General features: G+C 69.5%; 12 protein-coding genes. 7 read left to right on the plus strand and 5 right to left on the minus strand.

What is annotated here, in order from left to right:
• Positions 1 to 28 precede the first annotated feature (28 nt).
• Positions 29 to 1336 carry a thymidine phosphorylase gene (locus AB0I53_RS36735; protein ID WP_358613419.1) on the plus strand — a complete coding sequence of 436 codons (1308 nt, stop codon included), beginning with the start codon at positions 29 to 31 and terminating at the stop codon, positions 1334 to 1336.
• A 29-nt stretch (positions 1337 to 1365) separates the two neighbouring features.
• Here the strand turns inward: AB0I53_RS36735 and AB0I53_RS36740 are convergent, their stop codons facing one another.
• Positions 1366 to 2559 carry a hypothetical protein gene (locus tag AB0I53_RS36740; RefSeq protein WP_358613421.1) on the minus strand — a complete coding sequence of 398 codons (1194 nt, stop codon included), beginning with the start codon at positions 2557 to 2559 and terminating at the stop codon, positions 1366 to 1368.
• Positions 2560 to 2882: 323 nt separating this feature from the next.
• On the opposite strand from AB0I53_RS36740, the gene AB0I53_RS36745 reads away from it, so the two are divergent.
• The 3 genes from AB0I53_RS36745 to AB0I53_RS36755 all read left to right on the plus strand — a co-directional run bounded on the left by AB0I53_RS36745 (position 2883) and on the right by AB0I53_RS36755 (position 5641).
• Positions 2883 to 3971, plus strand: coding sequence for an adenosine deaminase (locus AB0I53_RS36745; protein WP_358613423.1), 1089 nt, complete (start codon positions 2883 to 2885; stop codon positions 3969 to 3971).
• A 117-nt stretch (positions 3972 to 4088) separates the two neighbouring features.
• A complete protein-coding gene (locus AB0I53_RS36750) occupies positions 4089 to 4853 on the plus strand; it encodes a helix-turn-helix domain-containing protein (RefSeq protein ID WP_358613425.1) in 765 nt (254 codons plus the stop codon).
• A gap of 179 nt (positions 4854 to 5032) precedes the next feature.
• Complete coding sequence (locus AB0I53_RS36755; RefSeq protein WP_358613427.1) at positions 5033 to 5641, plus strand: sigma-70 family RNA polymerase sigma factor; 609 nt, start codon at positions 5033 to 5035, stop codon at positions 5639 to 5641.
• 58 nt (positions 5642 to 5699) lie between these two features.
• On the opposite strand, the gene AB0I53_RS36760 is transcribed toward AB0I53_RS36755, so the two are convergent.
• Positions 5700 to 6929 carry a primosomal protein gene (locus AB0I53_RS36760; protein WP_358613428.1) on the minus strand — a complete coding sequence of 410 codons (1230 nt, stop codon included), beginning with the start codon at positions 6927 to 6929 and terminating at the stop codon, positions 5700 to 5702.
• Positions 6930 to 7189: 260 nt separating this feature from the next.
• Here AB0I53_RS36760 and AB0I53_RS36765 point away from each other — a divergent pair, with 260 nt between their 5' ends.
• The 3 genes from AB0I53_RS36765 (at position 7190) to AB0I53_RS36775 (ending at position 8881) form a co-directional block, all read left to right on the plus strand.
• Complete coding sequence (locus AB0I53_RS36765) at positions 7190 to 7768, plus strand: SMI1/KNR4 family protein (RefSeq protein WP_358613430.1); 579 nt, start codon at positions 7190 to 7192, stop codon at positions 7766 to 7768.
• Between the two features lie 142 nt (positions 7769 to 7910).
• The gene (locus AB0I53_RS36770) at positions 7911 to 8264 is read left to right on the plus strand and encodes a PadR family transcriptional regulator (RefSeq protein WP_358613432.1); all 354 of its coding nucleotides are present in this window, start codon (positions 7911 to 7913) and stop codon (positions 8262 to 8264) included.
• Positions 8261 to 8881, plus strand: a complete 621-nt coding sequence (locus AB0I53_RS36775; RefSeq protein WP_358613434.1) for a hypothetical protein — start codon at positions 8261 to 8263, stop codon at positions 8879 to 8881. The genes AB0I53_RS36770 and AB0I53_RS36775 overlap by 4 nt, the downstream gene beginning before the upstream one ends.
• A gap of 12 nt (positions 8882 to 8893) precedes the next feature.
• Here the strand turns inward: AB0I53_RS36775 and AB0I53_RS36780 are convergent, their stop codons facing one another.
• The 3 genes from AB0I53_RS36780 to deoC are packed head-to-tail and all read right to left on the minus strand — an operon-like array spanning position 8894 to position 12172.
• Complete coding sequence (locus AB0I53_RS36780; RefSeq protein WP_358613436.1) at positions 8894 to 9772, minus strand: aldehyde dehydrogenase family protein; 879 nt, start codon at positions 9770 to 9772, stop codon at positions 8894 to 8896.
• On the minus strand, positions 9765 to 11204 hold the full coding sequence (locus AB0I53_RS36785; protein ID WP_358613438.1) for an aldehyde dehydrogenase family protein: 1440 nt from the start codon (positions 11202 to 11204) through the stop codon (positions 9765 to 9767). Before AB0I53_RS36785 ends, AB0I53_RS36780 begins: the two co-directional genes overlap by 8 nt.
• Positions 11204 to 12172, minus strand: a complete 969-nt coding sequence (gene deoC / locus AB0I53_RS36790) for a deoxyribose-phosphate aldolase (protein WP_358613440.1) — start codon at positions 12170 to 12172, stop codon at positions 11204 to 11206. The genes AB0I53_RS36785 and deoC overlap by 1 nt, the downstream gene beginning before the upstream one ends.
• Positions 12173 to 12422: the final 250 nt, after the last annotated feature.

The following is a 12422-nucleotide window of genomic DNA, read 5'->3' on the forward strand; positions in this document are numbered from 1 at the left end:
CGGGAAGTTGTTGCGAGCCATGGAGGCGATGACGATGCATTCCGCGATTGACGTGATCCGCGCGAAGCGCGACGGGCAGCGGCTCAGCGATGAGCAGATCGACTGGGTGATCGACGCGTACACCCGGGGCCAGGTCGCCGACGAGCAGATGGCCGCGCTGGCGATGGCGGTGCTGCTGCGCGGCATGACGCCGGCGGAGACGGCGCGCTGGACGGCGGCGATGGTCGCCTCCGGCGAGACGTTGGTGCTGGACGGGGTTCGAAGGCCCACTGTGGACAAGCATTCCACCGGCGGCGTCGGCGACAAGATCACGCTGCCGCTGACGCCGCTGGTCGCCGCCTGCGGCGCGGCGGTGCCGCAGCTGTCCGGCCGCGGGCTCGGCCATACCGGTGGCACGCTGGACAAGCTGGAGTCGATACCGGGCTGGCGCGCGCGGTTGTCGCCCGACGAGATCCGCGACCGGCTCGACGACGTCGGCGCGGTGGTGTGCGCGGCGACGGAGGGGCTGGCCCCGGCCGATCGCAAGCTCTACGCGCTGCGCGACGTGACGGGCACGGTCGAGTCCGTTCCGCTGATCGCCAGCTCGATCATGAGCAAGAAGATCGCTGAGGGCGTGCAGTCGCTGGTGCTGGACGTCAAGTGCGGTTCGGGTGCGTTCATGAAGGACCTGGACCAGGCGCGGGAACTGGCCACCGCGCTGGTGGAGATCGGCACGGCCAACGGGCTGCGCACCAGCGCGTTGATCACCGGGATGTCGGTCCCGCTGGGCCGGGCGGTCGGCAACGCGCTGGAAGTGGCGGAGGCGGTGGAGGTGCTGCGGGGCGGCGGGCCGCCGGACGTCGTGGAACTGACGCTGGCGCTGGCCCGCGAGATGCTCGACCACGCCGGTCTGTCCGATGTGGACCCTGCCGAGGCGCTGGCCGACGGGCGGGCGTACGACTCGTGGTGCCGGATGATCAGGGCCCAGGACGGCGACCCGGAGGCCGCGCTGCCGCGAGCCGAGCACGTCGAGGTCCTCACCGCGCCGGAAACCGGGACGCTGTCGAGACTCGACGCGTACGCGGTCGGGATCGCGGCCTGGCGGCTCGGAGCGGGCCGGGCCCGCAAGGAGGACGACGTCCAGCACGCCGCAGGAGTGCTGTGCCTGGCGAAGCCGGGCGATCGCGTGACGGCGGGCCAACCGCTGCTGGAGCTGCACACCGACCGGCCGGAAACCGTTGCCGGCGCCCGAGACGCGTTGGTGGGCGCATACGAGATCAGCGGCGCCGACGAGGTGTCGACGCCGCTGATCCTGGATCGGGTGGTCGCGGACCGCGCACCGACCGGACCGCCCTGATCTGGGGGCCGGTCGGCGCGCGGCTCGGACTAGGCGCTTTCGGCGGTGAAGTCCTCGTCGCCGTCTGCGGTCAGGGCCTTGTCGGGGTCGCGCTTCGCGCTCTTGGACCGGCCACGGCGCTGCTGCCGGGGCAGCGTGGTGGGCGGCGGCGGGGCGGAGGGCGCGCTGCCGCCGAGGATCAGCTCAGCGAAGGTCGCCATCGCCTCGTCGAGCTGACCGGCGTGCCGCCGCTCGCTCTCCTCGTTGGCCTCGCGGACCAGTGCGCCCAGCGCGTCGCTGTCGGGACGCGAGGACAGCGTGCCGGACAGCTGCGACAGGTTCTTCGACAGCGTGCCGCCGAGCTCGCCGAGCCCGCTCTTGACGCCTTCCTCGACGGTGTCCAGGCGGCTGGTGAAGCCCTGCTCGACGGTGTCGATCCGGGTGTTGACGTTGTCCTCGACCTGCCCGAGGCGCCCGGAGACCTGGTCCAGCCGGTTGGTGAGCTGCTCGAGCCGCTCGGCCAGCTTGTCCAGCCGGTCGGTCGGGTCCACGGCGGGACGCGCGGCGAGCTGGTCGAGCTTGGCGTCCAGCTGCTCGCGGGTGCCGGAAACCGCGTCGGCGAGGGTGTTCTGCGCGTTGGCGGTGGAGTCGGTGACAGCGCGCTGCAGTGCCTCGCGGGTGCCGTCGAGGTGCTCGTGCACGCCCTCGTCGATCTCGGCGAATCGGCCGCGCAGGCTGGTCTCCAGCGAGTCGATGCGCTCGCGCACCGGCCCGTGCACCGCGGTCGGCAGCGTTTCCAGCCGGCCGTCCTGCTTGTCGAGATGCAGGCCGAGCTCGTCGAGGCGCTTGTGGATGTGGCCGAGCTTGTCCTCCAGGCCGTCCATCCGACCGGAGACGCCGTCCATCCGGCCCGCGACCCCGTCCAGGCGCCCGTCCAGCTGTGCGAACGGCTTGGCGAGCTTGTCGACCAGGCCGTCGACGGAGCTCTTGAGGTCGACCAGCGCGCCGTCGTGCGCTTCCAGCTTGGCCAGTGCCTCGTCGAGTCGTTCGGCGAGCACGCTGACTTCGGTGCGATCCGGCAGCTCGGACAAGCGTTTCCGCACGGAGCCCAGGGACTCCAGCGGCGACAACCGGGCGTGGATCTCGTCCAGGGCGTCGAAGATCTGCTGCTGTTCGCTCTCGCGGATCTCAGCCGCACGCGTGAGCATGTTGCGCATGCGGTCGAACGACATGTTCTCGGTCACGGCTAGGGGCGTCCTTCGTCGAGGGGGGTGAGGACTCCAGGAGCCTAGCTAGTCGGTTCTCGCGTTCCCAGCCACCCCCCGATACATTGCGTGATTGCGAAGCCATTTATGACTCCGTTCGGTCTTGCATTATTAGGCCGAAAAGACCAAGGAGATCGCTGCTGAATGCTCTAAGAGTTGCGATTGCCTCCATCTGGGTGAGTTTTGCGTGACGGCCGTCCGGTTGAACGAGACCTGAAACCTGGGCGTATCTCGGGTTTTCTTCAGGTTTGCTGTTCGTAGCTGTGCGTGAGGTCGTCACCTGCGCGCTGTAACGTGGGCGCATGTCGACTCCGGTGAACCTGGACACCATCCGGCTGGCTCCGAAGGTGTTGTTGCACGACCACCTCGACGGTGGCCTGCGACCGCAGACCGTGATCGATCTAGCGCGGGCGGTCGGGTACTCCGACCTGCCTCACGAGGACGCCGATGAGCTGGGCGAATGGTTCGCCGCGGCGGCGGACTCGGGATCGCTGGAACGCTACCTGGAGACCTTCTCGCACACCGTCGCGGTGATGCAGACGGAGGAGGCGCTGGCCCGGGTCGCGGCCGAGTGCGTCGAGGATCTGGCCGCCGACGGAGTGGTGTACGCGGAGATCCGCTACGCCCCGGAACTCTTCCAGGAACGGGGGCTGACGCTCGACCAGATCGTGCAGGCGGTGCAGGACGGATTCCGGGATGGAGAGCGCCGCGCCGCCGCCGCCGGAAAACGTATCCGAATCGGTACCTTGCTGTGCGCGATGCGGCAGCACGCGAGGTCGGCGGAAATCGCGAACCTCGCCGTCCGGTACCGCGACGCCGAGGTGGTCGGCTTCGACATCGCGGGTCCGGAAGCGGGATTCCCGCCCACGCGGAACCTGGACGTCTTCGAATACCTCCGCCAGCAGAACGCGCATTTCACCATTCACGCCGGTGAGGCGTTCGGGCTGCCTTCTATCTGGGAGGCGATCCAGCACTGCGGCGCGGAACGCCTCGGGCACGGCGTGCGGATCGTCGACGACATCAAGGTCGCCGAGGACGGCACGGTGCACCTGGGCAGGCTAGCCTCCTACGTCCGGGATCGGCGGATCCCGCTGGAGATGTGCCCGTCGTCGAACCTGCAGACCGGGGCCGCGAAGTCGATCGCCGAGCACCCGATCGGGCTGCTGGCGAAGCTGCGCTTCCGGGTCACCGTGAACACCGACAACCGGCTGATGAGCCACTGTTCGATGTCCGGCGAGTTCGCCGCGCTGCACGAGGCGTTCGGCTACGGCTGGTCGGAGATGCAGTGGTTCACGGTGAACGCGATGAAGTCGTCGTTCATCGGCTTCGACGAGCGGTTGGCGATCATCAACGAGGTGATCAAGCCCGGCTACGCGGCACTGTCGGAATGATCGGAGATCGCCGCCGAAACAGGTGCGTGCGCCTCGGCGGCGGTGGATACTGCCAAGCCTGAATTCGTTTCACGATCAGCGCGAGCACCACGGCGCTGCGGAGCTCAGGAGGGACAGGTGGCACGGGGCGGCGAACCCACGTTGATCGCATCGGTGCAGCGCGCGCTTCGATTGATGGAGGCGGTGGGCGAGCACGCGGGCGGTGCAACCGCGAAAACCCTTGCCAGAAGCACCGGAATCGCGTTGCCGACCACCTACCACCTGCTGCGCACCCTGGTGCACGAGGGCTACCTGGAGAAGCTCGACGACGGCGCCTTCATCATCGGGGAGCAGGTGAGCGGGCTGCACGTCGCCGGCCGGAGCCAGGGGCTGCGCAGCCAGGTCCGCACCGTCATGGTGAGCCTGCGCGAGGACCTGAACGCGGCCATCTACCTCGCCCGCTACCACGAGGGCGAGGTGGAGGTCGCCGAGATCGTCGACAGCCCGCGCACGCCCCGGGTGGACACCTGGGCCGACTTCCGCGAGGCCGCGCACGCCACGGCGATCGGCAAGTGCCTGCTTTCCGGGCTGAGCCAGGAAGAACGCACCGATCACTTCCTCCGGTACCCGCCCGCCGACCTGACCCCGCGCACGATCACCCGGATCCGCGACCTGGTCAACGGCCCGGTCCGGCCGGTGGTCTCCGACTCCGAGGAGTACTCGTTGGGCACCGCGTGCCTGGCCGCGCCGGTGATCGGCGCCGGCGGCCCGGTGACGCTGGCGATCTCGTTCCCGGCGCGCAAGCTCGCCGACACCAAGTCCTATGTGGCGCCGTTGCGGACCGCGGCCGGAAAGATCTCCCGGACCCTCGCGGTGGCCGACGAATTTCCCACTGCCGGGTGATATTTCGGCGGGCTACCGTCGCCCCTTCGAGGGGTAATCACTATCTGAAAATCTTTACCTTGTTCGTCGTCCCCGTCCCGACGACCATCTCTCGCAGTGGGGGCGTACCCGGTGGGGGGCGGCCGCCGCTTTCACCTGGCAGCCCGCCCCTCACCGGTGCAAAAGCAGTGAGAGGAACGATGATCGCGGATGACGATCGGACGCTGCTAGACGCGGTTCGGACTGGATCGACCGAAGCGTTCGGCGAACTGTACTCGCGGCATCGCACGGCGGCGCACACCATGGCCAAGCAGGTCGTCGGCACTCCTAGCGACGCGGAAGACCTGGTCGCGGAAGCGTTCGTGAAGATCCTGGACGTCCTGCGCCGCGGCGGTGGCCCGGACTCCGCGTTCCGCGCCTACCTGCTCACCACGGTGCGAAATCTGGCGATGGCGTTGAACAACCGGGATCGCCGGGTGCACCTCGCCGCCGAGCTCGACGGTTTCTACCGGCCCGAGAACCATGTGCCGTTCATCGATCCCGCGGTGCTCAAGCTGGAGCGCGAGCTGGTGGCGAAGGCGTTCGCCCGGCTGCCGCGCCGCTGGCGGCACGTCCTGTGGTGCATGGAGGTCGAGGACCAGACGACGGCCGAGTTGAGCCGGCGTTTGGGCATCAGCCGCAACAGCGCCGCCGCGCTCGTCTACCGCGCGCGAAAAGGCATGCGGGAGGCCTACTCACAGGTGTGCGCGGGCGAACCGACCCGCCGTCGGCTCGCTGCCCCCGGGCAGCTCCTCGCCGAAGTGGCCTGACGCGGTTGCCCGGGTGCCGATTTCGCGCGAAACCGGCACCCACTCCGCGATCCGCGGTTCAGTGCGTGCGGAACCGCTCTTCCAGGGATTCCACCAGCTTCCGCCAGGTCTCGACCTCGGCGTCGAACGGCGCGCTCGGCGGCAGCCGGTTCGGGCTCGGGCGGAGCACGAAGGAAACCAGCCAGCCGAGCCGCTCCGACGGCTGCAGCGCCTGCTCGACGCTCTCGTCGCCGGCCCACGCCGCCACGTCCATCAGCAGTTCCTCGGCGAGGTCCAGCTGCGTCGGGTCCACTTCGGACGGCCCGGCGCCGAGGTCGGCGTCCAGGCCGGTCAGCACGTAGGTGTTCTCGGGGTCGACCTCGACCTGCAGCTCGCCCGCGGTGGCCTTCTCCATGACCTGCGACCAGGTCGCGACCCGGGCCAGGTCGGTGTCCTCGATCGCGCTCTCGTCGGCCAGGAACCGGGCCAGCGCGCGCGGCGAGGGGAACACGTCGATCTTGCCGCCGGTGCCGAGGAAGATCGGGTCGTCGTCGAGGTAGCAGCGCAGCGAGTAGTGCTCGCCGGTGCTGGTGATGATCCGGATCGGGTCGATGCCGACCTCGCCCCAGAAGCCGACCTCGACCTCTTCGATGTCGTCCACCTCGGGCGCTTCGGTGGTGCCGGCCGCCTCTTCGTCGGCGTCGGCCTCCTGCGCCTCGGCGATTTCGGTCTCGGCGGTGGCGACCGCGTCGGCCGGTACGTCCGGGGTGGTGACGACGGCGTCGATGGCGTCCAGCACCTCGTCCCAGCGCTCGACGACGACCTGGCACAGGTCGGCCCAGCGGCGCTGCCCGTCCTTGCCGGAGAACGCGAAGGTGCCCTGGTCGAGCATGGCGAACCCGTCGGCCGCGTCCAGCACGTCGTGCACCGCGTCCAGCTCGCAGACGTCGGCCAGCGAGCGGGCGATCTCGACGATGTCGGCCAGCTCACCGATCGTCCAGGTGTCCAGCGGCTCGGCGACCAGCTCGGGGACGCCGACCAGGTCGTACTGGTGGTCCTCGTCCGGGCTCAGGTCCTCGGCGGGGAGCTCGAGCACCACGTGCCACGCCGGGTGGTCGTCGAGGTCGTGCTCCTCTGCGGTGCGCACGAACGCCGCCAGGTGCGCGGCGTCGGGGAATGCATAGAGGTCGTCCTCGTGCCCGAGGAATGCCTCCCATTCCTCGCCGTCCTCCCGCCAGCGCGGTGCCCACAGGGTGACGACGTCGCCCTGCGGGAGCCCGAGCTCGATGGGGACGATGTCCTGCGCCATCTCTCTACCTCCGGTCACCGAACCAGACCTCGCGGAAGCCTACGGGCTCCGCGTTCACAGCGTGTTCCCCGGTCTGGCTCTCACCGTATCGAGCCCGCCGAATGCAACGGTCGACGGAACAGTTCGTAACGATCCCCATTCGGATGTGCGGCAATGGTCCAATCCATGTTGCGCTTTTCGGCGCAGTGATGATTCGCAGCTGGCGGTGGGGTCACTGTTGGCGGTACCGGTTTGGCGAATTCCGGACGACCATGATCGGAATGGTTGTCACGGAGCTGTGGACGAAGATCGTGCTCTGGCTGTCGGAGCACGCACCCGTCACCGCAGCCGCCCTACGCTCCCCGGTGCCGCCGGACCTCGCCGAGCTGGAAGCGGAGTTCGCGGTCGAGTTGCCCGTCGAGCTGCGCGAGCTGTGGACGTGCTGCGGCGGCACCGATGCGGATGTGCTGGCCGACGTCCTGCCGCCCTTCTACACGCCCTACAGCGCGGAGCAGGCGCTCCAGTCCTGGCGAGATCACCGCAAGAACTGGACGGCGCAGTGGGACCGGCCCGCCTGCGACTACTACGCGGGCTCCCCGGGCTCCAGCTTCCACCCGTCGTGGATCCCGATCGCCGGCGATGGCTTCGCCGACGAACTCGTGGTGGATCTGCGGCCGGGACCGCTGACGGGCTGCGTGCTGGAGTGGGAGCAGGAGGCGGCCCAGGTGCTCAGGCCGGAGTGGCGGGGCGTCTCATCGATGCTCGCGGACGTGCACCGGTCGCTGACCGAGGGAGTGCCGGCGGGGCACAGCTACCCGACGGTCACCGAAGATGGCCGCCTCGACTGGCAGATCCGCTGACGCGACTCGCCTTCGTGGCGGGATGAACTCGGCACTTCCGGCGCGGTTTCGGCGGCCAGGTTTCCGGTTGATCGACAAGCGATGGCGGCTTCGTGTCGCCTACTAGTTGGCGATACACACTAGTTGGTGTTATCTTCTTCCTGTGGTTGACAAAGCGATCTCGGCCAGGCAGACGCAGTGGTTGCGCGGCGTGCTGGATCTGGCCGTGCTGGCGTTGCTCGCCGAAGGAGGCGAGGGCTACGGCTACACGCTGCTGCAGAGGCTGGCGGAGGCTGGCTTGCCCGACATGAAGGCGGGCACGCTCTACCCGCTGCTCAACCGGCTCGCCGCGGACGGGTTGCTGCGGGCCGAATGGCGGGCCGGCGAAGGCGGCCCGGGCCGCAAGTACTTCGCGCTGACCGACGAGGGGCGGGCGGCGCTGGTGGAACTGGGGCCGAAGTGGATCGAGTTCGCGAAGAACTCGATCCAGCTGGTGCAACGAGGGGTGCAGGAATGATGACGTTGGACAAGAAGTACCGGGACGAGCTGACGATCGCGCTGCGGATGCACGAGATCTCCGGCCGACGCGTCGGCGAGGTGCTCGCCGAGGTCGAGGCGCACGTGGCGGAGACCGGAGAAGACCCGGTCGAGGCCTTCGGCCGACCGCGCGAGTACGCGGCGCAGGTCGCGGCGCAGCTCGACCGCGCCACCGGGAAGCGGTCCACGATGGAGGTCGTGGCCAGCGGGGCCGCGGTGGCGGCGCTGGCCATGTTCGGTTCGGACTACCTGCTGGACGGGCTGTTCGCGGACACCGCGACGATTCCGTACACGCTCAAGGACACGGTGGCGCTGTTGACGATGCTGGTGCTGTTCGTGGCGGGAACCATGCTGTTCTTCCTGGCCTTCACCGCGAAGGCACGCAACCAGATCTACGCCGGTGTGGCGGTGGGAGCCTTCGGGCTGGCCATCGTGTCGCAGATCGTGATCGGCTCGGTTTTCGACGATGTGACGCCGCTGTACGAGATGCCGCGCTGGGCGGCGATCGCGGTGGGCGCGGTGTTCGCGCTCGGCGTGATCGGCATGCTGACACGCGCGATCCGGCGCGGGCGAGTGGTCTACCCGAAGGCGGGCTGAGCCCGCCGATCGTCAGGTGCCGACCGGGTGCCAGACGGTCTTGACCTCCGTGAAGGCGCGGAGGCGCTGGAGGTCGGGCTCGCGGGTCCAGTCCGGCTCGCCGCGCACCGGCAGCACCCGCTTGACCGTGTCCGCTGCGGCCTGTGCGAGTTCGGTGCGCAGCTCATCCGGGGCACCTGTCGGGTCCAGGGCGTTGACGTCGGCGTGGGCGGCGAGCCAGGGCGCGAGTTCGGCCGCCTGGCCGGTCAGGACGTTGACCACGCCGCCGGGCACGTCGGAGGTCGCCAGCACCTCGGCGAAGGTCACAGTGGGCAGTGGCCGGTCCGCGCTGGCGACCACGACGCAGGTGTTGCCCGCCGCGATCACCGGGGCCACCACGCTGACCAGGCCGAGCAGTGCGGAATCCTGCGGCGCGAGCACGCCGACCACGCCGGTGGGCTCCGGAACGCTGAACGAGAAGTACGGCCCCGCAACGGGATTCGCGGCGCCGAGCACCATTGAGATCTTGTCCGTCCAGCCCGCGTACCAGACCATCCGGTCCACTGCGGTATCTACAGTGGACAAAGCTTGCTCGTGGGACACGCCCTCCGCGGCGGCGATCTCGGCGGCGAACTGCTCGCGCCGGCCCTCCATCACCTCGGCGATGCGGAACAGCACCTGGCCGCGGTTGTAGGCCGTCGCGCCGGACCAGCCGCCGAAGGCCTTGCGTGCCGCGGCGACCGCGTCGCGGACGTCCTTGCGGGAGGCGTGCGCGGCGTTGGCGAGGAACGCGCCCTGCCGGTCGTGCACCGGGTACACCCGGCCCGACTCCGAGCGCGGGAACGAGCCACCGATGTAGAGCTTGTACGTCTTGGCCACGGCTAGCCGCTCCGGTGTGCGGTTGTCAGACATCGAGGTACGCCTCCAAACCGGCGCGGCCGCCTTCGCGGCCGAAGCCGGATTCCTGGTAGCCGCCGAACGGGGCGGTCGGGTCGAACCGGTTGAAAGTGTTCGCCCACACCACGCCGGCCCGCAGCTGCTGCGCCGCCCACAGGATCCGCGAGCCCTTCTCGGTCCAGATCCCGGCGGACAGGCCGTAGGGCGTGTTGTTGGCCTTGGCGATGGCCTCTGCCGGGGTGCGGAAGGTGAGCACCGAGAGTACCGGCCCGAAGATCTCCTCGCGCGCGATCCGCATCGACTGGTGGACGTCGGAGAAAACCGTGGGGGAGAAGAAGAATCCCTTCTCCGGCAGCGGGCACGGGCTGGTCCAGCGCTGGGCGCCCTCGGCGTCGCCGCTGGCGGTCAGTTCGGTGATCTTGCTCAGCTGCTCGGCGGAGTTGATCGCGCCGACGTCGGTGTTCTTGTCCAGCGGATCGCCCACGCGCAGCGTCCGCACCCGGATCCGCAGCTTCTCGAGCAGTTCGTCGGCGATCGACTCCTGCACCAGCAGCCGCGAGCCGGCGCAGCAGACGTGGCCCTGGTTGAAGAAGATCCCGTTCACGATGCCCTCGACGGCCTGGTCCAGCGGCGCGTCGTCGAAGACGATGTTCGCGGCCTTGCCGCCGAGCTCCAGCGTCAGCTTCTTGCCGGAACCGGCCACGCTGCGCTGGATCTGCTTGCCGACCTCGGTGGAGCCGGTGAACGCGACCTTGTCGACGCCGGGATGCGCGACCAGCGCCGCGCCGATGTCACCGGCGCCCGGCAGGATGTTCACCACGCCCGGCGGCAGCCCGGCCTGCTGGCAGATCTCGGCGAACACCAGCGCGGTCAGCGGCGTGGTTTCCGCGGGCTTGAGCACCACGGTGTTGCCGCAGGCCAGCGCCGGGGCGATCTTCCAGGCCAGCATGAGCAGCGGGAAGTTCCACGGGATGACCTGGCCGGCGACGCCGAGCGGCCGCGGATCGGGGCCGTAGCCGGCGTAGCCGAGCTTGTCGGCCCAGCCTGCGTGGTGGAAGAAGTGCGCGGCCGCGGTCGGGATGTCGGCGTCGCGCGACTCCTTGATCGGCTTGCCGTTGTCCAGCGATTCCAGCACCGCGAGCTCGCGGGCGCGTTCCTGGATCAGCCGGGCGATGCGGAACAGGTACTTCGCGCGCTCCCGGCCCGGCATCGTCGACCAGGTGTCCTCGAAGGCCCGCCGCGCCGCCCGGACCGCCGTGTCCACATCGGACTCCGAGGCGCTGGAGACCTCGGCCAGCAGTTCCTCGGTGGCCGGGTTGATGCTCTTCAGCGGCTCGCCGCCGCCGTCGACGAACGCGCCGTCGACGAACATCTGGTAGCTGGGCTTGAGGTTTGCGATGTCCCGCGACTCCGGCGCCGGTGCGTACTCCCACGGGCTATCGATCATCAGTCCACCGCCACGTAATCGGGGCCGCTGTAGTGGCCGTCGAGCTGGGTGCGCCGCTGCATCAACAGGTCGTTGAGCAGGCTGGACGCGCCGAATCGGAACAGTTTCGGGGTGAGCCACTCCGGGCCGGCGACCTCGTGCACGGCCACCAGGTAGCGGATCGCGTCCTTGGTGTTGCGGATTCCGCCCGCGGGCTTGACGCCGCGCAGTTCGCCGGTGGAATCCCGCCAGTCGCGGACCGCCTGGAGCATCAGGTGCGTCAACGGCAGCGTCGCGGCCTGGGGAACCTTGCCCGTGGAGGTCTTGATGAAGTCGCCGCCCGCGAGCAGCGAGAGCCAGGACGCGCGGCGCACGTTGTCGTAGGTGGCGAGTTCGCCGGTTTCCAGGATGACCTTCAGGTGCGCGTCGCCGCAGGCCGCCTTGACGGCCCGGATCTCCTCGAAGACCTGCCCGTAGCGGCCGGCGAGGAAGGCGCCGCGGTCGATCACCATGTCGATCTCGTCGGCGCCCGCGGCCACCGCGTACTCCACGTCGGCGAGCTTCACCGGCAGCGCAGAGCGGCCGGACGGGAACGCCGTCGCGACCGAGGCGACCTGGATGCCGGTGCCGCCGAGTGCTTGGACCGCGGTGGCGGCCATGTCGGAGTAGACGCAGACCGCCGCGACCGGCGGCGTGCCAGGTCGTTCCGGGTCGGGGTGGCGGGCCTTGGCGCACAACGCGCGAACCTTGCCCTCGGTGTCGGCGCCTTCCAGCGTCGTCAGGTCGATCATCGAGATCGCGGTGTCGATCGCCCAGCGCTTCGCGGCCTTCTTGATGCTCCGCGTTGCCAGGCCGGCGGCCCGCTGCTCCAACCCGACCTGGTCGACGCCGGGCAGGCCGTGCAGGAACCGGCGCAACGACCGGTCGTCCCGGACGGCATCGGCGAGCTCGGACACGGTGAGCTTGGACGAGGGCGGCGGCTGTGCCATGCCCGGAGTCTAAGCGCAGAGCCCGAGCCGCCGCCGCGACTGGAGTGATCACGCCAAGCGCCACGGATCGCGCCTGGCCAGGACTCGGACCGGGGCTTCTGGAGCGGTGCTTCTGCAGGTACGGGGCCGTGAGTCTTTTGGGTCGCTATAGCAGCCCAAAACCGACACGCGCGGGTTCGCGGATCGGGTGCCCGGGCAACGGGGTCGTCGCGTCGATGCTGGTGCGATGGTCGTGTTGATCGGGATCGCC

Origin of the sequence: Saccharopolyspora sp. NPDC050389 (assembly GCF_040655595.1) — a bacterium.
Taxonomy (GTDB): domain Bacteria; phylum Actinomycetota; class Actinomycetes; order Mycobacteriales; family Pseudonocardiaceae; genus Saccharopolyspora.

Excerpts from the sequence above, each read along its gene's own strand:
- AB0I53_RS36735 (WP_358613419.1), top strand. The coding sequence starts at position 29 with ATGACGATGCATTCCGCGATTGACGTGATCCGCGCGAAGCGCGACGGG.
- AB0I53_RS36745 (WP_358613423.1), top strand. The coding sequence starts at position 2,883 with ATGTCGACTCCGGTGAACCTGGACACCATCCGGCTGGCTCCGAAGGTG.
- AB0I53_RS36755 (WP_358613427.1), top strand. The coding sequence starts at position 5,033 with ATGATCGCGGATGACGATCGGACGCTGCTAGACGCGGTTCGGACTGGA.
- AB0I53_RS36760 (WP_358613428.1), bottom strand. The coding sequence starts at position 6,929 with ATGGCGCAGGACATCGTCCCCATCGAGCTCGGGCTCCCGCAGGGCGAC.
- AB0I53_RS36765 (WP_358613430.1), top strand. The coding sequence starts at position 7,190 with ATGGTTGTCACGGAGCTGTGGACGAAGATCGTGCTCTGGCTGTCGGAG.
- AB0I53_RS36775 (WP_358613434.1), top strand. The coding sequence starts at position 8,261 with ATGATGACGTTGGACAAGAAGTACCGGGACGAGCTGACGATCGCGCTG.
- AB0I53_RS36780 (WP_358613436.1), bottom strand. The coding sequence starts at position 9,772 with ATGTCTGACAACCGCACACCGGAGCGGCTAGCCGTGGCCAAGACGTAC.
- AB0I53_RS36785 (WP_358613438.1), bottom strand. The coding sequence starts at position 11,204 with ATGATCGATAGCCCGTGGGAGTACGCACCGGCGCCGGAGTCGCGGGAC.
- deoC (WP_358613440.1), bottom strand. The coding sequence starts at position 12,172 with ATGGCACAGCCGCCGCCCTCGTCCAAGCTCACCGTGTCCGAGCTCGCC.